General features: G+C 36.1%; 21 protein-coding genes. 3 read left to right on the forward strand and 18 right to left on the reverse strand.

What is annotated here, in order from left to right; genetic code table 11:
• Positions 1 to 69 precede the first annotated feature (69 nt).
• Positions 70 to 2,142, reverse strand: coding sequence for a sigma-54 interaction domain-containing protein (locus NHG49_RS21190; RefSeq protein ID WP_064474834.1), 2,073 nt, complete (start codon positions 2,140 to 2,142; stop codon positions 70 to 72).
• Between the two features lie 136 nt (positions 2,143 to 2,278).
• On the opposite strand from NHG49_RS21190, the gene NHG49_RS21195 reads away from it, so the two are divergent.
• On the forward strand, positions 2,279 to 2,512 hold the full coding sequence (locus NHG49_RS21195) for a DUF2627 domain-containing protein (RefSeq protein WP_064474833.1): 234 nt from the start codon (positions 2,279 to 2,281) through the stop codon (positions 2,510 to 2,512).
• Positions 2,513 to 2,560: 48 nt separating this feature from the next.
• Here the strand turns inward: NHG49_RS21195 and NHG49_RS21200 are convergent, their stop codons facing one another.
• Positions 2,561 to 3,289, reverse strand: a complete 729-nt coding sequence (locus NHG49_RS21200) for a glycerophosphodiester phosphodiesterase (protein ID WP_088048130.1) — start codon at positions 3,287 to 3,289, stop codon at positions 2,561 to 2,563.
• A gap of 50 nt (positions 3,290 to 3,339) precedes the next feature.
• Here NHG49_RS21200 and NHG49_RS21205 point away from each other — a divergent pair, with 50 nt between their 5' ends.
• The gene (locus tag NHG49_RS21205; RefSeq protein ID WP_001247671.1) at positions 3,340 to 3,486 is read left to right on the forward strand and encodes a YycC family protein; all 147 of its coding nucleotides are present in this window, start codon (positions 3,340 to 3,342) and stop codon (positions 3,484 to 3,486) included.
• Positions 3,487 to 3,675: 189 nt separating this feature from the next.
• On the opposite strand, the gene NHG49_RS21210 is transcribed toward NHG49_RS21205, so the two are convergent.
• From NHG49_RS21210 to accB, 15 genes are all read right to left on the reverse strand, one after another.
• A complete protein-coding gene (locus NHG49_RS21210; protein ID WP_098102844.1) occupies positions 3,676 to 5,199 on the reverse strand; it encodes a glycosyltransferase family protein in 1,524 nt (507 codons plus the stop codon).
• A 285-nt stretch (positions 5,200 to 5,484) separates the two neighbouring features.
• On the reverse strand, positions 5,485 to 6,279 hold the full coding sequence (gene spo0A / locus NHG49_RS21215; protein WP_033656399.1) for a sporulation transcription factor Spo0A: 795 nt from the start codon (positions 6,277 to 6,279) through the stop codon (positions 5,485 to 5,487).
• 287 nt (positions 6,280 to 6,566) lie between these two features.
• Positions 6,567 to 7,865: a SpoIVB peptidase gene (gene spoIVB, locus NHG49_RS21220; protein WP_002096319.1), complete on the reverse strand. Its 1,299-nt coding sequence runs from the start codon at positions 7,863 to 7,865 to the stop codon at positions 6,567 to 6,569.
• A 118-nt stretch (positions 7,866 to 7,983) separates the two neighbouring features.
• Positions 7,984 to 9,723 carry a DNA repair protein RecN gene (recN, locus tag NHG49_RS21225; protein ID WP_064474830.1) on the reverse strand — a complete coding sequence of 580 codons (1,740 nt, stop codon included), beginning with the start codon at positions 9,721 to 9,723 and terminating at the stop codon, positions 7,984 to 7,986.
• A gap of 267 nt (positions 9,724 to 9,990) precedes the next feature.
• Complete coding sequence (argR, locus tag NHG49_RS21230) at positions 9,991 to 10,440, reverse strand: arginine repressor ArgR (protein WP_001032581.1); 450 nt, start codon at positions 10,438 to 10,440, stop codon at positions 9,991 to 9,993.
• A gap of 142 nt (positions 10,441 to 10,582) precedes the next feature.
• Entirely contained in the window at positions 10,583 to 11,422 is an 840-nt protein-coding gene (locus NHG49_RS21235) for a TlyA family RNA methyltransferase (protein WP_001274751.1), read from the reverse strand.
• A gap of 3 nt (positions 11,423 to 11,425) precedes the next feature.
• Complete coding sequence (dxs, locus tag NHG49_RS21240) at positions 11,426 to 13,318, reverse strand: 1-deoxy-D-xylulose-5-phosphate synthase (RefSeq protein WP_064474829.1); 1,893 nt, start codon at positions 13,316 to 13,318, stop codon at positions 11,426 to 11,428.
• A 302-nt stretch (positions 13,319 to 13,620) separates the two neighbouring features.
• On the reverse strand, positions 13,621 to 14,511 hold the full coding sequence (ispA, locus tag NHG49_RS21245) for a (2E,6E)-farnesyl diphosphate synthase (protein ID WP_064474828.1): 891 nt from the start codon (positions 14,509 to 14,511) through the stop codon (positions 13,621 to 13,623).
• Positions 14,511 to 14,741, reverse strand: coding sequence for an exodeoxyribonuclease VII small subunit (xseB, locus tag NHG49_RS21250; protein WP_000428423.1), 231 nt, complete (start codon positions 14,739 to 14,741; stop codon positions 14,511 to 14,513). The genes ispA and xseB overlap by 1 nt, the downstream gene beginning before the upstream one ends.
• On the reverse strand, positions 14,731 to 16,089 hold the full coding sequence (gene xseA / locus NHG49_RS21255) for an exodeoxyribonuclease VII large subunit (protein ID WP_000415269.1): 1,359 nt from the start codon (positions 16,087 to 16,089) through the stop codon (positions 14,731 to 14,733). Before xseA ends, xseB begins: the two co-directional genes overlap by 11 nt.
• Positions 16,090 to 16,115: 26 nt before the next feature.
• A complete protein-coding gene (folD, locus tag NHG49_RS21260; protein ID WP_064474827.1) occupies positions 16,116 to 16,976 on the reverse strand; it encodes a bifunctional methylenetetrahydrofolate dehydrogenase/methenyltetrahydrofolate cyclohydrolase FolD in 861 nt (286 codons plus the stop codon).
• Positions 16,977 to 16,999: 23 nt separating this feature from the next.
• Positions 17,000 to 17,392, reverse strand: a complete 393-nt coding sequence (gene nusB / locus NHG49_RS21265; protein WP_000830249.1) for a N utilization substance protein NusB — start codon at positions 17,390 to 17,392, stop codon at positions 17,000 to 17,002.
• Positions 17,393 to 17,738: 346 nt separating this feature from the next.
• Complete coding sequence (locus NHG49_RS21270) at positions 17,739 to 18,131, reverse strand: Asp23/Gls24 family envelope stress response protein (protein ID WP_000807630.1); 393 nt, start codon at positions 18,129 to 18,131, stop codon at positions 17,739 to 17,741.
• A gap of 22 nt (positions 18,132 to 18,153) precedes the next feature.
• Positions 18,154 to 19,506 carry an acetyl-CoA carboxylase biotin carboxylase subunit gene (gene accC, locus NHG49_RS21275; protein WP_000592872.1) on the reverse strand — a complete coding sequence of 451 codons (1,353 nt, stop codon included), beginning with the start codon at positions 19,504 to 19,506 and terminating at the stop codon, positions 18,154 to 18,156.
• Between the two features lie 16 nt (positions 19,507 to 19,522).
• Entirely contained in the window at positions 19,523 to 20,011 is a 489-nt protein-coding gene (gene accB / locus NHG49_RS21280; RefSeq protein WP_000472874.1) for an acetyl-CoA carboxylase biotin carboxyl carrier protein, read from the reverse strand.
• Between the two features lie 469 nt (positions 20,012 to 20,480).
• On the opposite strand from accB, the gene NHG49_RS21285 reads away from it, so the two are divergent.
• Complete coding sequence (locus NHG49_RS21285) at positions 20,481 to 20,675, forward strand: hypothetical protein (protein WP_046957516.1); 195 nt, start codon at positions 20,481 to 20,483, stop codon at positions 20,673 to 20,675.
• 85 nt (positions 20,676 to 20,760) lie between these two features.
• On the opposite strand, the gene NHG49_RS21290 is transcribed toward NHG49_RS21285, so the two are convergent.
• Positions 20,761 to 21,405, reverse strand: coding sequence for a SpoIIIAH-like family protein (locus NHG49_RS21290; RefSeq protein WP_000914706.1), 645 nt, complete (start codon positions 21,403 to 21,405; stop codon positions 20,761 to 20,763).
• Positions 21,406 to 21,409 lie beyond the last annotated feature (4 nt).

Genomic DNA, 21,409 nt, shown 5'->3' on the forward strand with positions numbered 1-21,409 from the left:
AATAACAAAACATTCTGTCTTGTTTTGTCGTATTTTGTATACCATGCAATAAATTGCATGGTACGCAATTTATTGCATGCTATTTTTTGCACACTCATACTTTTCTAGCTTGTAATATAAATTTCGAACCGAAATTCCTAACGCTCTTGCAGTTTTTGTTTTATTTCCATCAAACCTCTCTAAACATTCATGAATGATATGCCCTTCAAACTCTGTCACTAAATGTTCAAGTGGCTTTTCTTCTAATTCAGGTAATAAGTTATTTTGTTTTACCTCAGTCTGCTCTTCTGTATGTAAAGGTGGTAAATGATGGACATCAATATATATTTCGTTATAATTCATAAAGATAATAGCTCGTCCTAAAATGTTTTCAAGCTCTCTCACATTTCCTGGCCATTCATATGATTGTAAATATGAAATAGCCGAATCAGTGAGCCCCTCTACATTCCGGCCATAATCTTGGTTAATTTTTTGAATCAACCTGTCTGCAATTGCCGGTATATCTCCTTTTCGCTGACGAAGAGACGGAATTTGAATTGGAATTTTATTTAATCGATAATATAAATCCTCTCTAAACCCTCCTTCTAGAATGCCCTTTTCTAAATTCACATGTGTTGCTGCAATTACCCGGACATTTATAGGTATCGCTTTCGTTCCACCAACTTTTACAATTTCTTTTTCTTGCAACACGCGAAGGAGTTTCGCTTGCGTATTTGCAGACAATTCTCCTATTTCATCTAAAAAGATACTACCGTTATTCGCTTCCTCAAAAAAACCTCGTTTTCCGCCTCTTTTTGCTCCTGAGAATGCACCTTCCTCATAACCGAATAATTCACTTTCTAATAAAGTCTCGGAAATAGCAGCACAGTTTACCCGGACGAATTTATTATATTTTCGATTACTTCCATTATGAATTGCATGTGCAAACAATTCTTTACCCGTTCCGGATTCTCCGCGTAGCAATACTGTTGCTGGTGTATTCGCCCCAAGTTTCGCCTGCTCAATAGCAGCCGTTGTTTCATCTGAATTTCCGACAATGTCATCAAATGAATATTTCGCTTCTAACGTTCGAATAATTTGCCTTGCCCTATTCAATTCATTTGTTAACTTTTGAATTTCTGATACGTCACGAATTACACCAACGCTTCCTTTCAATATCCCATCCACTATAACTGGCGCTACGTTTACAATTACATCACGCTTCTTTTGTCCAATCTTCATATGTATTCCGCGTACCGCCCTACGCGTTCGAAGTACTTTCATATGCATACTTTCACCTTCTACAATATCAGTTGTAGCCGGTTTCCCAATAATGTCCTCTTCCGTTAAACCTGTTAATTTCGTATACGCAGGGTTAATTACTAATCCTCTTCCCTTTTCATCCACGACCGAAATTGCTTCCTCAGACGAGTTGATAATCGCCTCAAGTAACGTTTGAATCTCCTTTAAATCTGTAACTTCTTCCGCAAGATCTACAACCTCTGTTATATCTTTAAAAATCGCAAATGCCCCTTGTACTTCTCCTCCCTCTTTTAATATTGGAATACGGGTTGTAATAATTTTCTTTTCATTCTCTAATGTCAGTTCATAATTTACTTCTATTTGTTTCGTACGTATAATACGAAGCAACTTACTAGTCGGAATAACTTCTAAAATATATTTCCCTACCGCATCTTCTTTTTTATATCCGATAATACGCTCTGCACTTTTATTAAATAGGCGTACTTGTCCATCTCGATCAATCACAATCATACCGTCATGCGTAGAATTTAAAATTAAATCCCCTTGCTGCGTCTGTTCTTCTAACTTTCCAATTAAACCTTCCTTCTCATGTGCTAATCTCGTAACAATTTTCGCAATATCACCTGGTATAAGAAGAGTATCTTTATGCTTTTTCTTTATTAAATCTTTATGTAAATCATCGTCACCCGTCATATCAAACATTACATCAATATGCATAGAAAGAAACGGCGTTACACTCTCTCCAATTGTAACCCCGTATTCCTTAGCCATTTGTAATCCCTTCGCTATCGGATTTATATCAATAATCCCTATAATTTGAAATATATTCGAACTTTGCAACAGATTCAGCAGTGTACTGCCACCTTCACCTGCACCAACAATTAAAACTTTTTGTTTCATATATTACACTTCCTCTCGAAGTATCTCTGCAAAATTTTTCACACCCTTATCTTACTCGTTCAGCCCCCTCTTGACAAACCCCCTTTTCATATAACATCATTGAAATAAACAAAATAATCTGAAAAGGAGCGTTTATATGCAGCGTTACCTTGCTCTATCATTAGCACTCATCCCTATTTCATTAGCTGTGTTTGGCATTAAGTTAATGAGAGATACTGTATTCGGGATTCTATTTCCTCCACTCTCTATACTGTGGTTACAATTTTTAATTGGCGCTCTTTGCTTCGCGCTCGGGTTTTATATTTTTGGTGGCTTCGTCTTACACCGAGACCGTAAACGAAATAAAGTACAAGCTCGCTTTAGAAGATAGGAAAGCCCCACTATTTATAAATAAAAAATGAGACCGTTACACTCGGTCTCATTTTTTTATTGGCAATAACATTCTTGCTGTTTCAGGATAATCAGTAATAATCGCCGAAATATTCATATCAAAATATTTACGCATAAGCGTTTCTTCATTAATTGTATAAGGGCGAACCTCTACACCACTCTCCATCGTTAATTCAGCAACGGCTTCTTGAAGATAACGATAATTAGGATGCACTGCTGTAGCGCCCATTTTTTTCGCATATGCCCATGGACTATGCAAACCTTCGCGATATAAAATCGCTGTTTGAATATCAGGAGCCATCATATGACACCTTTTCATACTGTAGTGATTAAATGAAGAAAATATAACACGATTTTCTAGATTACATTTCCGTACAAGCGTTATAACTTCTTCCTCTAAACCTCTGTATGGAATTTTATTATTTTTAAGTTCAATATTAAGTAGCAACTCTGTTTTTTCAATCCATTCTAACACCTCTTCTAAAAGAGGTATTTTACAAAAACCTACTTTATCACCGAATTTATAGCTCGCATCTAATTTACATAAATCCTCATATAAATAATTACGAACCGCACCTTTTCCATTTGTTGTCCGGTCCACTGTTTCATCATGAATGACGACAACTTTTCCATCTTTCGTTAATTGAACATCAAGCTCAATTCCATCTGCTCTAAAAGATTCAGCCGCTTCAAATGAAATCATTGTATTTTCTGGGTACGTTCCCGCTGCACCACGATGTGCAAATATAAGAGTCATCCTCACTCCCCCAATCTTATGCTATACTATACGAAAAAGGAGGTACTTCTATGAGACCATTACAAATTTCTCCAGACACTGCAGTCCGCCTATCAAAAGCATTAGGTGTTCCACTTGAACAACTTATGCATATGCCGCAGCACATTTTAATTCAAAAGTTAGTTGAATTAGAAAAACAAAATAAAGACGAAGAATAATACAGTCCTGTTTTGCAGGGCTTTTTATTATTTTCTATTATATCACGGATGACTTCCCTGCTAAAACCCTTTAACAGATGCACTATGATTCCATGTAATCTTTTCTCAAAACATTTATATTCAATTAAATGAAACCCCCCTCTTTTAATAAAAGAAGGGGGTTCTTACTACTTGTTTCAATTACTCAAATTATGCATTTTTTTCTTTGTTAAAAATCATAAACAATTTATACAACCCTAAAGAAGCTGGAATATTCATAAATGCAAATGCTTCATACGTATAATGAGGAGCTGTTTCCCATAGTAACAAGAAAGTAAATACTCCTAATGTACTAATCATCGCAATTCGTATAACTTCCGATTCATTTTCATCTTTCTTTTTATAAAGAATAATAGCCGCCAGAACAGCTACATAAACGAATAATTTGATAACATACGAATATATAGTAACGATTTCATAATTCGTTGTACTATAGTTCGATACGTAATTAGTTATCGTGTCATTCTTCTGCTCAAACCATTCTCCAATACGGTACATGGAGAACTGACTTGATACCCATTCTCTAGTTATTTTTTCATTTAAATGTTGTACATAACCCGTTACACCAAGTTCACTGAAACGCTGCACTATAACTTCTTTATTGTGTTCATTCAAATCCTTCGTATTCTTTATGTTTTCATCATCAATATAATCTGCATCTGCCTGATTCCACACACCATACGTATCTTTGTTCAGCCCCATTTTCACCCAATGAGTGAATGGAATTTTTTCAATTTCATTATCGGTGCTGAGATTTAACTTTGTCGTTATACCTTTAAAACTTACAATAAGGATTAAACAAAATAAAACACTACTTAACACCTTTATAGAATATTCCTTACGAAACTTTAAAATATTTTCAATTAAAATCGCTAAAGCTACAGCCAATGCGGTTGGTCTTATAATATAAGTACAAGCTGCGAAACCCCCTAATAAAATCCATAAAATAATCTTCATTCTTTTTGTTTCCGCCGTTTTCAAGCACAAATATGTATACATCGTTGCTGAAATAAAAAATATTACTAATGTATGCGTATAGAAAACTGGTGCCTGCCAATATATAAAAATGTTTAGCACAGATAACACGATCGATATGTGAGCAACTTTAAAGTTTGTAATTTTCCTTACAATCAATACATTTAAAATAATACTACCTGTTATACAGGCTATCGGTAATATTTTTATCGCTAAATCTACACTTCCTACCAATCTAGCAAAATATCCTCCTAATAATACGATATGTGTATTATATGGATAAAATAGAAGCTGTCCCATTTCTAAGAATTGATCATCTCCATTAAACACAGAGACAATCCCTTGTTTAAGGATGGCATAATCTCCTATAACAGGGTTAAATGCTATGGAAGTAATAAATATTTCCATCATCAAAATGATTATACTACCTAAAGTAATCATAATATTTGTGTGTGTTCTTTTCATTTTATTAATAACCCACTTATAATACATAAAAAAGAGCGCAAATAAAAGCAACGTCACCGCTATAACAGCACCGACTTTTTCAGGAGTATACTCCTCAGTCGGATAAGGAAATTCACCACTCATCAAAATTGTTTTGGGGATAAAAAATTTACTTACTATCATTGAAAATATAGATAAAAACACCGTCATAACAATGAGTGGGTAAGCTCGATTCACTATTTTTTTTAAAGTCATTCATCCATTCTCCTATATTTCTAAATTTTCCCAATCAATGATACGTTATAGAGATTATGATGTCAAACCCACGTATTTCCTGTGCACACCCTATTTTCACTGCATTTTTTATATACATATGCATTCCTTCAAAATCCTTAAATCAAAGCAAATAAAAAGACCAACGAATTCTAAAATTCATTGGTCATTAAATAAAAAGTTCATTGGTTTTACATTTAATATCGAGTATAAATTTAAAGAATGATTAAGCTTTACTAAAACTTAAATCCCTTACTATCTTTACTCTCAGCTAGCCTTATGTTCAAGTCTCAGCTTATCCGCAACCATTGCGATGAACTCGGAATTCGTAGGTTTTGCTTTTGACATGGATACTGTATAACCGAATAAGGACGAAATAGAATCAATATTCCCACGACTCCATGCTACTTCAATTGCGTGACGGATTGCACGCTCGACGCGGCTTGCTGTTGTATTATATTTCTTCGCGATATCTGGATACAATACTTTCGTAATAGATCCAAGTAATTCGATATCATTGTACACCATAGAGATTGCTTCCCTTAAGTACATATACCCTTTAATATGAGCAGGCACACCGATTTCATGAATGATACTCGTAATGCTCGCGTCTAAGTTTTTCGGTTTTCCATCTATTGTAGTTGCTGAACGGAAAGATGGAAGTGGACGTTTAATGGTAGCGTTCGCCTTACCGCTCACTTGACGAATATGACTCGTTAAATTCTCCATATCAAATGGTTTTAATATGAAATATGAAGCACCTAAGTCAACTGCTTTTTTCGTCACATCTTCTTGTCCAAATGCTGTCAACATAATTACGCTAGGCTGTCTTAGCCTTTCAATATGTCGCATTTTCTCTAGTACAGCTAAACCATCTAAATGTGGCATAATAATGTCTAAAACAAGTACATCCGGCTGCTTATCATTTAATAAATTTAAACACTCTTGACCATTATAAGCAGTACCAATTACTTCCATATCATCTTGAGCAGCTACGTAACTCTCTAACATTGATACTAATTCTTTATTATCATCCACAAGACATACTTTAATTTTCTCCACAGCTTTTCCTCCCTTACCGAATCGATTCTCCGACATGTGTATCCTTCTAGGCTACATGAATTGTTCGACAATTGTGTGAAAATTCCCTTTTAAAGTTTGTTACTTTCCGATAAAATCACAAAAAAATATGTTTATCGTTCATTTATTCCCTTTCGCAACACATTCCATCATAGAAATACAACGAAACGTTCAACCCTTTTCTTTTATTTTACAACAAAAAACACCTCTTGCGGAGCTTTTACAAAATTTCAACGAATTTTTCAACAGAAAAGCGAGCTAATTAATAATTAGCTCGCTTTTCTTTCTTGCTCATAAATGTTAATTCCAGCCTCATGTAACATCCATTCAATATGAACACCATATCCTGATGTTGGATCATTTACAAATACATGTGTAACAGCACCAATTACTTTCCCGTTTTGTACAATTGGACTTCCGCTCATGCCTTGTACGATACCACCCGTTTTCGCTAATAAACGTTTGTCTGTTACTTTTATTACCATGCCTTTTGTAGCTGGGAACTTTTGCGGTACTGTACTTACAACTTCAATATCAAACGCTTCCACTTTATCTTTATCAATAACTGTTAATATTTTTGCCGGTCCCTCTTTCACTTGATGAGATAGTGCAATAGGCATCGCTTTATCCATTACGCCATTTGGTATATTTGTATTTAATTTTCCGAATATACCGAATGGACTATTTATTGTAATATTACCAATCACTTCACGATCTGGTGAGAACCTCGCTAATTTCTCTCCTGGATTCCCATGACTACCTCTTTCAATTGATGTAACTGTCGAACGCATAATTTGTCCATCTTCGACTTGAATCGGCTTTTTCGTATCGTTATCAGAGATGACATGACCAAGTGCCCCATATTTCATAGAATCAGGATGAACAAATGTCATTGTTCCGATTCCAGCTGCCGAATCACGAATATATAAACCAATTCGATAAGACGATTCTCCACTGTCTTTTTGTGGTGTTAACTTAGTGCGGATATGTTTCCCATCTCTTAGCAAAACAAGATTAAGCGGTTCGCCTGTTTCACCACTATTATGAATAAATGGTGCTACATCACTCATTCTTTCAATTGTTTTACCATTAATTTCAGTAATCATATCTCCAATTTGCACACCAGCTGTTTCACCAGGAGAGACTTTCCCTTTTTCAGTTTGAATTAAATGATGCCCTACAACAAGTACCCCTTTTGTATTTAACTTCACACCAATTGATTGTCCACCTGGAATAACTTTAAAATCTTTCAATACTTTCACATTTACTTTTTTCACTGGAAAACCAGCAAGCTGAAACACCATATCTGCTTCACCATTTTGATGAGGATTTACCATAAGTCCTTGTTTTTGTTCATTGGAACTTACTGTAAACACATGACGATCTGTAGATGAAGCTTGAAAAACTGGTAATGAAGCTATTTCTGATTGTTGTCCTTCAAAAACAACAAGTTGCTTCGGGGATGAAATAAACGTCCGAAGCGGTTTAAAACACCCAATAAAAACTAAAGAAACAAGGAGACAAAGACCTATTATTTTGCGAAATCTTTCTAATCTCAATTTGTTCACTCTCCTCGCTCCTACCCCACATTCAGCCTCTTGGCTTCACTTTTTAATCTCTCCTTGCAGTGCTTTATTTATAACCGGAAGAATTAAGAAATCATTATTTGAGAAAAAAAGCTATCCATTACTGGATAGCCTCTGCTGTCTGTTTAAAATGATGCGCTTGCGTAAGTAATTCTTTCGCATGTTCTGTCGTTAAATCTGTAATTTCCACACCAGAAATCATTCGAGCTATTTCTGTTACTTTATCCTCCATAGTTAAAACGGTAACTGATGTAATTGTCCGATCATTCGCTACTTGTTTTCGAATAAATAAATGTGAATCCGCCATTGAAGCTACTTGAGGTAAGTGCGTAATACAAAGTACTTGCGAGTTTACTGATACTCGATAAATCTTTTCCGCAATAGCCTGTGCAACTCGACCACTTACACCAGTATCCACTTCATCAAAAATAACAGATGCAACACCTTGATGCTTAGAAAAAATGCTTTTTAAAGCTAAAATAATACGAGATAACTCTCCGCCAGAAGCGACCTTTGAAAGTGGTTTTAGCGGCTCACCTGGATTTGTTGAAATATAAAATTCCACATGATCGTAGCCATCCGCTGTAAGCCTTACCGGGGCACCCTCAACAAGAGGCTCTTCAGCATTTCCTTCTCTCTTCATGATTCTAACTTCAAATTTTGTTTTCTCCATATATAATTCTTTTAATTCCTGATGAATGGCATTTGTAAGATGCTCTGCAAGCTCATGACGCATATTACTTAAGGACGTTGCTTCTTGCAGAATAACACTTTCTAATTCCTTTAATTGCTTCTTCGTCGTTTCAATATGAACGTCTTTATTTTCAATCGTAAAAATTTCTTGTTCAATTTTATCAGCATACGCTAAAATCTCTTCTACAGTATTTCCATATTTTCTCTTTAGCATACGAATTTCATTTAAACGCGTTTCAATTTCGTCTAAACGATTCGGATCATATTCCATCATATCGAGCTTTTCTCTAAGTTGATACGCAACTTCTTCTAATAAGTAGTAGCTATTTGCAATTGAATCATGATTTTCTTGATACACTTCATCTAAATGTGTAATACTCTCCATTTGTCCCATTGCACTTCTTACATTATCTAAACCTTGTCCGTCAGCGCTTAATGAGCGATATGCATCGCCTAATGCTTTGTAAATTTTTTCAAAATTAGAAATTTGCAATCGTTCTTCAGTTAATTCAATTTCTTCATCCATCTTTAAATCCGCCTTACTGATTTCTTCATGCTGGAATTGAATTAAATCTAAGCGATGCGCCATTTGTTGTTCATTTTCACTTAACGATTTCAACTGTTTTTTTAATTTCTCATAGTCAGCGTATACATTTTGATATATACCCAATTGTTTAACAATGCGATCTCCATCAAAATGATCAAGCATAAACATATGACGCTCTTCATTCATTAAATCTTGTGTTTCGTGCTGCCCATGAATATCAACAAGTGTTTTTCCAATTTCCTTTAATATACTAAGGGTGACCAGTTTCCCATTTACACGACATACACTTTTTCCATTTGCAGCGATATCACGCTTCAAAATAATCATGCCGTCTTCTATTTCTATATCCAACTCTTCTGCCTTTTCAATACACGGATGCTTATCATCTTCTACATAAAATAGCCCTTCTATCTCAGCTTTTTCTGTTCCGTATCGAACAAATTCCGCTGAACCACGACCCCCTACAAGTAAACTAATCGCATCAATAATAATCGATTTTCCGGCCCCTGTTTCACCACTTAAAACCGTTAACCCTTTTTGAAAAGAAATATTTAATGCCTCAATAATAGCAAAGTTTCTAATCGATAATTCCGATAACAATGCCCCATTCACCTCGTTATAAACTAATCCCCTATTAAGGGCTTTTCTCAGTTCTTCATTCAAATAGTCATACTATATGTTTGTATGTATAAATTACTTTTCTAACCGCTCCATTGTACCAAACATTCGTTTTACGGGTCAATCCACCTATTTTCTAATTTTATTCAAAGAAAATATTATATTACAATTAAGAATTCACATTTTTAACCAATAAAAAAATCCTGTTCACTTTCCACTTTACAGAGGAAAGCAAACAAGATTTTTTTATTACAGCATATTTAAGAAACGATCAGAGACAACACCTGTATCTTCAGGTGTACGGCAAATAATTAAGCAAGTATCATCACCACAGATGGTTCCGATGATCTCATCCCACTCTAAATGATCAATAAGTGCTCCAAGTGAATGAGCGTTACCAGGCAATGTTTTTAGCACAAGCATATGTCCTGCCGTGTCTAATTTTACAAATGAATCCACTAGATTGCGTTTTAATTTTTGTAACGGATTAAATCGTTGATCTGCTGGCAAGCTATATTTATAGCGACCATCATGTAATGGCACTTTCACTAAGTGCAGTTCTTTAATATCGCGCGATACTGTTGCTTGCGTTACATTAAATCCCTCATTACGTAAAATATCAACTAATTCATCTTGTGTTTCAATTTCTTTGTTCGCAATAATTTCCCTGATTTTAATATGGCGCTGACCTTTATTCATACATTTGCACCTCACACTATCTCTTACCATAGTTTAAACATTGGTATACTTCACTTATTTATGTTAACTTATAATTCGTTGCTTGTACACAATTGTTTTTACAATCATTATACAATTACAACAAAAAGAGGAATAACATATGTTATTCCCCTTTTCCTTTTTGTTTTAGGACATCATGCGCCTCTGTAACTACTTGCTCAACAGAAACTGGAGAATGATTTTCGCCATTCTCACGTTCACCATGCCATTTCAGATGAATTAAAAATTCAATATTACCATCCCCGCCCGTAATTGGTGAGAATGTTAAACCTTCTACGTCGTATCCTTCTTTTATAGCAAAGTCGACAATCATTTCTACGACAGCCTCATGTACTTTTCGATCACGAACGATACCTTTTTTCCCAACTTGCTCTCTTCCAGCTTCAAACTGCGGTTTAATTAACGCTGCTACATCCCCATTAGGCATAAGCATTGTTTTTAAAACCGGCAGTATAAGCTTTAATGATATAAATGACACATCGATACTAGCAAATTGCGGTAAACCACGTTCTAAGTCTGCTGGTGTCACGTAACGGAAGTTTGTCCGTTCCATTACGACAACACGCTCATCTTGACGCAATTTCCACGCAAGTTGATTGTATCCTACATCTAATGCATAAGATAATTTCGCTCCGTTTTGAAGCGCACAATCTGTAAAGCCACCAGTTGATGAACCAATATCTATCATAACTTTATCTTGTAAATCCAGGTGAAATGTCTCTAATGCCTTTTCAAGTTTATAACCACCACGGCTTACATACGGCATAACTTGGCCCTTCACCGTAATCTCTGTATCTTGTGGGATCTTCTCTCCTGGCTTATCAAGTCTCATCTCATTCGCATATACAAGTCCAGCCATAACGGCGCGTTTTGCTTTCTCACGTGTTTCTATAAGTCCTCGCTCTACTAATAGTACATCTACTCTTTCTTTTTTTGCACTCATTTGTTACGCCCTTTTTTGTTTTGATGGAATCATTGTATGAATACGGTCTACAACAGCATCTGTCGTTAAACCGATTTCTTCTAATAATTTTGTTACACTACCGTGCTCTATGAAACGATCTGGAATACCCATTCGTTCAATTAACGCACTATGGTACCCGTTCTCAGACGCAAATTCAACTACTCCCGTTCCAAAACCACCAATTAAGCAAGCTTCTTCAATCGTTAAAATCGGTATATTTTTCCCTAAGAGATCATGTAAATATGCTTCATCCATCGGTTTAATAAAGCGAGCGTTCACTACTTTCACTGAAACTCCAGCCTTTTCAAGACGCTCAGCTGCTTCCATTGCCATTGGTATTGTCGTACCAAATGTTAAAATAGCCGCTTGTTTACCTTCTTTTAACGTTTCCCATGAACCGATTGGAATCGCCTTTAATTCTTCATCCATAGGAACACCAAGTCCATTACCACGCGCATAACGTAATGCGATTGGTCCATCTTCATATTGCATCGCCGTATATACTAAATGTTGCCCTTCATTTTCATCTTTCGGCATCATAATTACCATATTCGGCAAGTGGCGTAAGAATGAGATGTCAAATACACCTTGATGCGTTTCACCATCTGCTCCTACTAATCCAGAGCGATCGATTCCGATGAAGACATTTAAATTTTGGCGGCATATATCATGAACAACTTGGTCATATGCTCTTTGTAAAAATGTTGAATAAATCGCTAAGAATGGCTTCATTCCTTGCGTTGCCATACCCGCTGCCATTGTTGTAGCATGTTGTTCTGCAATACCTACATCAATCATACGATCCGGGAATTCTTTTTGGAATTTCTCAAGTTTCGATCCAACAGGCATTGCAGGTGTAATTGCAACGATACGCTCATCCGTTCTTGCTAGCTTAAGTACTGTATCACTAACAACAGCACTCCATGCTGGTGCAACCTCTTTCGGTTTAACGAAGTCACCTGATTCAATTTTATAAGGTCCTGTTCCATGCCAAGTTCCAATAACATCACTCTCAGCTGGTTTATAACCTTTTCCTTTTTTCGTAATAACATGAACAAGCACTGGGCCTTTTGTTTTCTTTGCGTATTGCAACGTTTCGAATAACTTTTCATAATCGTGCCCATCAACTGGACCTAAATATGTAAAGCCTAATTCTTCGAAAAAGACACCGGATACTAGTAGATATTTAAGACTATCTTTTATTTTCTCTGCTGTCGCAGCAACTTTCCCACCGACTGCTGGGATTTTCTTTAATATATACTCTAGTTCATCTTTTACCCAATGGTATTTCCCTGCGGTACGTAGACGTCCAAGTACATTATGAAGCGCACCAACGTTTGGTGCAATTGACATTTCATTATCATTCAAAATAACAATCATGTCTGTTTTTTCATGTCCAATATGGTTCAATGCCTCTAAAGCCATTCCGCCTGTTAGAGCACCATCTCCAATGATTGGTATAACATATTCTTTCGTTTTCTTTAAATCACGTGCTAGAGCCATTCCCATTGCAGCAGATAATGATGTCGAGCTATGGCCAGTTTCCCATACATCGTGCTCACTCTCGCAACGTTTTGGGAAACCACATAGACCTTGATATTGCCTTAATGTACCGAATTCCTTTGCACGTCCTGTTAAAATTTTATGTACATAGGATTGATGTCCTACGTCCCATAAAAATTTATCTTTCGGACTATCAAATAATTTATGCAGAGCAATTGTGAGTTCTACTACACCTAAATTAGGTGCAATATGTCCACCTGTTTGAGAGAGCTCTTCAATTAAAAACTTACGAATATCCTCACTCAATCCCTCTAGTTCACCGATAGACATATCTTTCAAAAAACTAGGGTTTTGAATTTGCGTTAGATCCACATGGATCACTCACTTTCATTTCATAATCTGTCAACATGTCAAATATTATAAAAAACATTTACACAAAACAAGAAATTATCTTTTTTTATTTTTCACCTTGTCCTGCAATTAACCAGTCTATTGCGCCCTAATCCCATTATAAACCATATTTCTTTAGGCGATGAAAAAAATAGCCGCTAACACGAAGTGATAACGGCAATGTAATCTACATATATTTTTGCCAATAACAAGAAAAGAAAAACCTTTTCCTACATTTATATCATAAAATGATGAATGACTCAACAAATGGAAACGCTGTTATATTAGTTATTACGTTTTGCAATCAAATCGCAAATAGATAGTAAATATTCATCTTGTAATTGCAAGGAACCAATAGCACCTTTTGCTTTTGCAATTGTTTCTTCTAAAATATCCTTTGCTCTATCTACAGTAAATAACGTCGTATATGTGCTCTTTTCGTTGGAAACATCACTACCAATTGGTTTTCCAATCTCTTCTTCGGTTCCTTCCACATCTAAAATATCATCTCGAATTTGGAAAGCTAGGCCGATATATTTTGCAAACGCAAGTAACTTTTCTTCTTGTTCTTCTGTGGCATCAGAAAGTATCGATCCTGCAAGCACAGCGAATTCAAGTAGTTTCCCAGTCTTATGCTTATGAATATACTCCAACTCATCCATCGTAAGCTGTTTCCCTTCAGCTTCCATATCTGCCACCTGTCCGCCAACCATTCCTTCTGGTCCTGCCGCTTTTGCAAGCTCAAGTACAAGTCTTACTTTTTTTTCAGCAGAGATTTCCTTTTGTTCATATGCCATAATAATTTGAAAAGCATACGTCAACAAACCATCGCCTGCTAAAACTGCCATCGCTTCACCAAATACTTTATGATTTGTGGGCTTACCTCTTCTTAAATCATCATCATCCATACAAGGTAAATCATCATGAACTAACGAGTATGTATGTATCATTTCAAGAGCACAAGCTGCACCTATTCCAAGATTTCTTTCTTTACCAAACGCTTGTAATGTCGCAAATAAAAGTAACGGGCGGAGACGCTTTCCACCTGCCTCCAAAGAATATGCCATCGCTTCACGAAGTACATTTGGACATTGTAATTCATTTGCATAGCTTACAAGCTTCTCTTCTACGAAAGTTTTACTTTCTTTCAAAAAAGTATCAAAAGCAATAGTCACTATGCTTCATCTCCTAAAGCAGTAAACGGTTCAAGCTCTCCATCTTCCCCAAGAATAACTGCCATTTGTTCTTGTACGTTCTTCAACTTCTCATCACAAAGCTTAGATAATTCCATACCCTCTTTAAAATAAGAAATTGCTTCTTCTAAAGGTACGTCACCTTGCTCTAGCTTAGAAACGAGGTGCTCAAGTTGCGAAATTGCCTCTTCAAAGCTTAATTTATTTTCCATTATTCAATTCACGCTCCTCTATGCCTGATACGCTACAATCTAGTATTCCATCTTGTAATTGAACTGAAACAGCATCTCCAAGGCTGACATCTTTCACACTTTTTAACACTTGCTTCTCTTCATCATATACAAGCCCGTACCCTCTCATCATTACTTTAAGCGGACTTAACGCTTCAAGTTTTTGAGCAGCTCTTACAAAAGCAAATTCTTTCGTCTGAAGTAATGTTTGCATTTCACGTTGCAATTGCTTTTGCAATGTTTCAACCGCTACCTTCGTTTGCATAATTTTTTGAGCTGGGTGGTGCTTCTCTAAATAAAATGAAAGCTGTTTTAACTGATTTACCTTTTTATCAATATAGCGCTCTTTCGCTAAAACAAGCTGTTCTAACGCTCTATCTAATTGCTCTTCTTTTTGCTCATATACTTGTCTTGGATAACGGAACGCATAAGATTTTTGCAATACTTGTAGTTTTTCTTCTTTTTTATGTACTAACTCTCTCATTGCTCTTTGCAATCTTAGAGTTCTTTGTAATACCTTTTCTTGTAACTCTATAATGTTAGGCGCTGCCAGCTCAGCTGCTGCAGTCGGTGTTGGCGCACGTAAATCGGCAACAAAATCCGCAATTGTAAAGTCCGTTTCATGGCCTACTGCCGAAATAATAGGGATCTCACTCTTAAAGATTGCCCTTGCTACCATTTCTTCATTGAAAGCCCATAACTCTTCAATAGAGCCTCCCCCTCGCCCAACGATTAGGACATCTATCTCTCCCATTTCATTCGCTGTACGAATCGCTTGTACAATTGAGGGAGCTGCTGACTCCCCCTGTACAAGTACCGGAAACACAATAACATTTCCAATTGGATAACGACGTTTAATCGTTGTTATAACATCACGAATCGCTGCCCCTGTTGGCGACGTAATCACACCTATTGTTTTAGCATAAGGAGGAATTGTTTTTTTATAAACTTGAGAAAACAAACCTTCTTCCTCTAAACGAACCTTTAATTGTTCGTAAGCTAAATGCAGGTTTCCGACTCCGTCAGGCTGCATGTCTTGAATATAAATTTGATAAGAACCACTCGCCTCGTAAACGGAAATTTTCCCTTTCACAAGTACCTTCATCCCATTTTCAGGTCTGAATTTAATATTACGATTATGACCCGCAAACATAACCGCTGCGATTCTTGCATTTTCATCTTTCAATGTAAAGTACATGTGGCCACGACTATGATTTTTAAAGTTGGAAATTTCACCTTTTAACCAAACAGACTGCAAATGCGGATCATATTCTATTTTTGTTTTTATATAGCGTGTTAACGCTGTAACGGTTAAATATTGTTTTTCCATTTCTCTCTCCTCATAGCCGACTCAAATTATTTACAAACGACACCTACACGCTTAGCAGATTCAACAGTATTATGAAGAAGCATTGTGATCGTCATTGGACCAACACCCCTTGGCACAGGTGTAATGTAACCTGCAACATCTAACACGTTGTCAAAATCAACATCACCACAAAGTTTACCTGTTTCTAAACGGTTCACACCAACGTCGATTACAACCGCTCCTTCTTTAATATAATCAGCTGTTACCATTTTAGGTCGTCCAACAGCTACGATTAAAATATCAGCTAACTTCGTTAACTCTTTCATATTTTGCGTTTTAGAATGACAATATGTGACAGTTGCATTTTCATTTAAGAACAATTGCCCCACTGGCTTGCCGACAATATTACTTCTTCCAATTACTACAACATGTTTTCCCGAGATATCAAGATTTGTTTCTTTTACTAATTCTACAATACCGTGCGGTGTACATGGAAGGAATGTATCTTGTCCCGTCATCATACGTCCCACGCTGATTGGGTGAAATCCATCTACATCTTTTTCTGGTGAAATTCTTTCAATGATAGCTTTTTCTTCAATATGTTTTGGTAAAGGTAATTGCACTAAAATGCCATTAATACGGTCATCGCCATTTAAGCGATCGATTTCAGCAAGCAAACGCTCCTCAGTAATTGTTTCAGGAAGTTCAATTAGCTCTGAATAGATTCCTACTTGTTCACAGCCCTTTTCTTTTCCTTTTACATAAGAACGAGATGCTGGATCTTCTCCAACTAGAATAACTGCTAATCCTGGTACAATCCCTTGCTCTTTCAACTTCACAACTTCTTCTGTTAATTGTGCTCGTTTTTTCTCCGCAACTTCATTTCCTTTGATGATTACTGCTACCATTTTAAGATTCCCCCTTAAAGAAATTACAGTGTATCTTTTATATTAGATAAAACGCCGTTAATAAAACGACGAGATTCCTCATCCCCAAATGTTTTAGCAATTTCAATCGCTTCGTTAATTGTTACGTTGTGTGGAATTTCTTCCATGTATTTCATTTCATACACAGCTACACGTAAAATACTGCGATCAACAATACTAATACGCTCCAGCTTCCATTTTTTTAAGTTTTGACGAATCGCTTCATCAATTACTTCTTTATTTTCTACAAAACCTACTACAAGTGATTCTAGAAACTCATTTGTTTCTTCACCTTCATCTAGCGTGTTTTCCACCGCTACTTTCGGTTCTAATTCACCTGTAATATCCATTTGGTATAATGCTTGCATAGCTCTTTCTCTAGCCGTCCTACGTTTCATTGTAACTCTCCTTTATGCTTCAAGTCTTTCCTTATGCTTTGTTATATTATTATAATTTATAAGCCGTCAATTCACTTACTCTTACAGTTTTCATTGATTTTCCAACCTTATAATACAATGATAATAACACAATTTATCGTTTCACACACGGGTTACAAGGCTGAAAAATAATAAAAAGATTAACTTCAAGTTCCATATCTTATCACAATGTACGTTTTTTGGAAAAACGAAACATCTTCTTTTTGATTTCTTATTTTTTGAAATAGTATAATAATTAGAGGGTTTTAATTTGTGAAGAAATGAAACGATAAAAAAGGTGCCTATGTTACTAGGCACCTTTTCATTCTTACACTGGTTCGATTTCTGTTTTTTGTGTTTCGAATGTTACGCCAACGATGTGAACATTCACTTCTTTTGGCTCAAGCCCTGTCATTGTAAAGAGTGCCTGACGAATGTTGTCTTGAATCTTTTGTGCAACAACTGGAATTGCTACGCCAAAATACATTACAACATAAAGGTCAACGATAATATCTTCGTTTGCTAATTCAACCTTTACACCTTTACCATGATTTTTCTTACCTAACTTCTCAACAACATCTGTAGCAAAATTACCACGCATTGCCGCTACACCTTCTACTTCAGCAGCTGCAATACCTGCGATTACTTCAATTACTTCTGGTGCAATTTCTACTTTACCAAGAGTTGTATCTTGACCCATATCTAACATATGTTCAGCCATGAAAAAAACCTCCTTTAATGTATCACTGCGTCACAAGTTCATGCTCTTCCAAAAATTTCGTATTAAACTCACCTTTTACAAAATCAGGATGATCTAGCAATTGCAAATGGAACGGGATTGTTGTATGTACGCCTTCAATGACAAACTCACTGAGTGCACGCTTCATTTTTGCAATTGCCTCTTCACGTGTTTTTCCGTGAACAATTAATTTAGCAACCATCGAATCATAGAAAGGTGGGATTGAATATCCCGGATATACAGCTGAATCGACGCGAATACCAAATCCGCCTGGTGGCAAGTACATTTCTACTTTACCTGGAGATGGCATAAATTTTTTGGCAGGGTTTTCCGCATTAATTCGGCATTCAATTGCCCAACCATTAAATTGTACTTCTTCTTGCTGTAACGATAACTTTTCTCCAGAAGCAACACGAATTTGTTCTTTAATTAAATCCATCCCTGTTACCATTTCTGTAACTGGATGCTCAACTTGAATTCTCGTATTCATCTCCATGAAATAAAAGCTTTTCGTTCTATATTCATAAATAAACTCAACCGTACCAGCACCTGTATAATCAACCGCTACCGCCGCTTTAACTGCCGCATCACCCATCTGCTTACGAACATTTTCATCAAGTGCAGGTGATGGACTTTCTTCTAGTAGTTTTTGCAAGCGGCGCTGAATTGTACAATCACGCTCTCCTAAATGAATGGCATTTCCATGTGTATCTGCCATTATTTGAATCTCAACATGGCGGAAATCTTCAACGTACTTTTCTAAGTATACACCAGGGTTCCCAAAAGCGGTACTAGCTTCTTGCTGTGTAATTTGAATTCCTTTTACAAGCTCTTCTTCATGGCGTGCAACACGAATACCTTTTCCGCCGCCACCTGCAGTCGCTTTAATAATAACTGGATATCCAATTTGATTAGCAAGCTCGATCGCTTCTTCGGTATTTTTAATAATCCCTTGTGAACCTGGTACAATCGGAACCCCTGCTTCTTTCATTGTATCACGAGCAACGTCTTTTGTGCCCATCTTTGAAATAGCTTCTGGACTTGGACCGATAAAAATTAAGTTACATTCACGGCATAGCTCTGCAAAATCTGCATTCTCTGCTAAAAATCCGTATCCTGGATGAATAGCGTCGCAGCCTGTTAACTTCGCAACACTAATAATATTCGTCAAATTTAAATAGCTTTCTTTCGAAATCGTTGGCCCTACACAATACGCCTCATCAGCAATTTGTACGTGAAGTGACTCTTTATCTGCTTCTGAATAAATTGCGACCGTTTCAATATCCATTTCTTTACAAGCACGAATAATTCGTACAGCAATTTCCCCACGATTGGCTATTAATACTTTTTTTATCATCACAAAGACTCCCTTATTACGCTTTTACAAGAAATAGCGGTTGTCCATACTCAACAAGCTGTCCATTATTAACAAGAATCTCAACAATTTCACCATCTACATCTGCATCGATTTCGTTAAATAACTTCATAGCCTCGACAATGCATACGATAGAATCTTTTGATACTCTGTCTCCTACACTTACATATGCAGGTGTATCAGGCGAAGATGAAGAATAGAATGTACCTACCATTGGTGATGTAATTTTATGTAGGTTTTCATTTTGAACCGCTTTTTTCTCTTCTTGTTTTGGTACTTCCACTTGTGCTGCCGCTACTGTTGTTTCAACTTCAACAGGTGCTACTGGTTGTACGACTTGTTTTGCTACAGGTGCTTGCACCGCAACAACTTCATTACCACGCTTTTTCATTTTGATTGTCGTACCATCTTTTTTGTATTCAAATTCATCAATATTAGAGCTATCAATTAATTTAATTAATTCACGAACTTCTTGAATTTTAAACATGTAAAATCCACTCCCATACTCTTGTTTGTCCCGTTTTTACAGATTCTCGTCACTAAAACTAGATTGACTGTAAAAATACGATGTACTCTATTAGAAAATGCATTTCATTTACTAATAGAAATAGTTGCTATTTCCATCTTACGATAAATTTTTTAAACATTCCAATTTATATTTCTTTATAATAAATCGAAACTCCTGTAAAAATATTATTCCAATAAAAAATTATTACCTAGTAATAATACCAAGTTTCACACGAAATTGGCAAGACCACTTCTAAAAAACATTCCTTACTTTTTTCACAATGCTACACAATAAACAGATCATTACCGCTCCACTCTTCACCTCATCTATAGTCAACAACATATTTTTACCAAATATTATTTTTTTGTTTACACACCGTTCATCATTCCTTCATATAAGAATAGTATGTTCAAAGTGTAGAAAATATATCGTATCGAGGTGTGGACATATGATATGGCTCATTCTCTTCTTACCTGCCGTAATGGTCTGGGCATTCGTTCTCTTCATCCACGTCAAATCCGGAAAAAGTAATCATCGTTACCATGAACCGCTAATCTTTTACTCACAACGTATTTCTCCATTCCGAGTTGAACATAATAAAAACAACTACAAAGACGAAACAGAAAAAAGCTATCGAAAATGATAGCTTTTTTCTATAATTATTTTCAAACAATCCGATTCGTAAAAACTAATAATCCGCAGGGGATTCCCCCGCGGATTATTAGTTTTTATTTTGTCGGTGGATCAAATTTCACACCTACATCTTTTGATCCGCCTTCACTTCTTACAAGCTGTATAATTTTATTCGCTTCTTTTTGTGAATGCTTTGCTGCTTTCACAGTTACTCTAATATCAGTTCCATCAGCTCTTACAAGGGCATCTTTATATCCTCCTTGAGACTTAATCACTGTCTCAAGTAATTCTTGCTTCGTTTCCATTGTAGTAATTGCATCAAAATTATCTTTCGCTTTACTCTTTTCTGTTGCTGAAGATTTTGCTGAATTCATAACTTCTTGTAATCTTGATTTTTGTTCACTTAGCTGATCTTCCATTTGCATACGTAGTGCTGTGAAATTTTCATCACTTGATTGAACTGTTACGTTAGCATCTTTTTTACTTGTTTCTTTGTTAGCACTCTCTTTTTTGTCTGTTTCTTTATTTGATGTTTCCTTGCTTGTATTTTCTTTTTTTGGCGTTTCTTTAGGTGCTTCATTTGTTACTGCTTTATCAGTACCTTGTTTTTCTTGTCCAATCTTTTCACCTGTTGCCGGCGATGCTGTATTCATTTTGTCAGGAGTTGTTACGTAATAAACAGATAGTACAACAACTAAACTTAACATCGTTAATAGCCAAACCGTTTGTTTTTTTAACACTTTA

The sequence above is a fragment of the Bacillus sp. IBL03825 genome (assembly GCF_024712505.1).
Classification (GTDB): domain Bacteria; phylum Bacillota; class Bacilli; order Bacillales; family Bacillaceae_G; genus Bacillus_A; species Bacillus_A wiedmannii.

What these genes read in the sequence shown, in the direction of transcription:
- NHG49_RS21190 (WP_064474834.1), bottom strand. Translation starts at nt 2,142, where the DNA reads ATGAAACAAAAAGTTTTAATTGTTGGTGCAGGTGAAGGTGGCAGTACA.
- NHG49_RS21195 (WP_064474833.1), top strand. Translation starts at nt 2,279, where the DNA reads ATGCAGCGTTACCTTGCTCTATCATTAGCACTCATCCCTATTTCATTA.
- NHG49_RS21200 (WP_088048130.1), bottom strand. Translation starts at nt 3,289, where the DNA reads ATGACTCTTATATTTGCACATCGTGGTGCAGCGGGAACGTACCCAGAA.
- NHG49_RS21205 (WP_001247671.1), top strand. Translation starts at nt 3,340, where the DNA reads ATGAGACCATTACAAATTTCTCCAGACACTGCAGTCCGCCTATCAAAA.
- NHG49_RS21210 (WP_098102844.1), bottom strand. Translation starts at nt 5,199, where the DNA reads ATGACTTTAAAAAAAATAGTGAATCGAGCTTACCCACTCATTGTTATG.
- argR (WP_001032581.1), bottom strand. Translation starts at nt 10,440, where the DNA reads ATGAATAAAGGTCAGCGCCATATTAAAATCAGGGAAATTATTGCGAAC.
- NHG49_RS21235 (WP_001274751.1), bottom strand. Translation starts at nt 11,422, where the DNA reads ATGAGTGCAAAAAAAGAAAGAGTAGATGTACTATTAGTAGAGCGAGGA.
- xseB (WP_000428423.1), bottom strand. Translation starts at nt 14,741, where the DNA reads ATGGAAAATAAATTAAGCTTTGAAGAGGCAATTTCGCAACTTGAGCAC.
- xseA (WP_000415269.1), bottom strand. Translation starts at nt 16,089, where the DNA reads ATGGAAAAACAATATTTAACCGTTACAGCGTTAACACGCTATATAAAA.
- folD (WP_064474827.1), bottom strand. Translation starts at nt 16,976, where the DNA reads ATGGTAGCAGTAATCATCAAAGGAAATGAAGTTGCGGAGAAAAAACGA.
- nusB (WP_000830249.1), bottom strand. Translation starts at nt 17,392, where the DNA reads ATGAAACGTAGGACGGCTAGAGAAAGAGCTATGCAAGCATTATACCAA.
- NHG49_RS21270 (WP_000807630.1), bottom strand. Translation starts at nt 18,131, where the DNA reads ATGGCTGAACATATGTTAGATATGGGTCAAGATACAACTCTTGGTAAA.
- accC (WP_000592872.1), bottom strand. Translation starts at nt 19,506, where the DNA reads ATGATAAAAAAAGTATTAATAGCCAATCGTGGGGAAATTGCTGTACGA.
- accB (WP_000472874.1), bottom strand. Translation starts at nt 20,011, where the DNA reads ATGTTTAAAATTCAAGAAGTTCGTGAATTAATTAAATTAATTGATAGC.
- NHG49_RS21285 (WP_046957516.1), top strand. Translation starts at nt 20,481, where the DNA reads ATGATATGGCTCATTCTCTTCTTACCTGCCGTAATGGTCTGGGCATTC.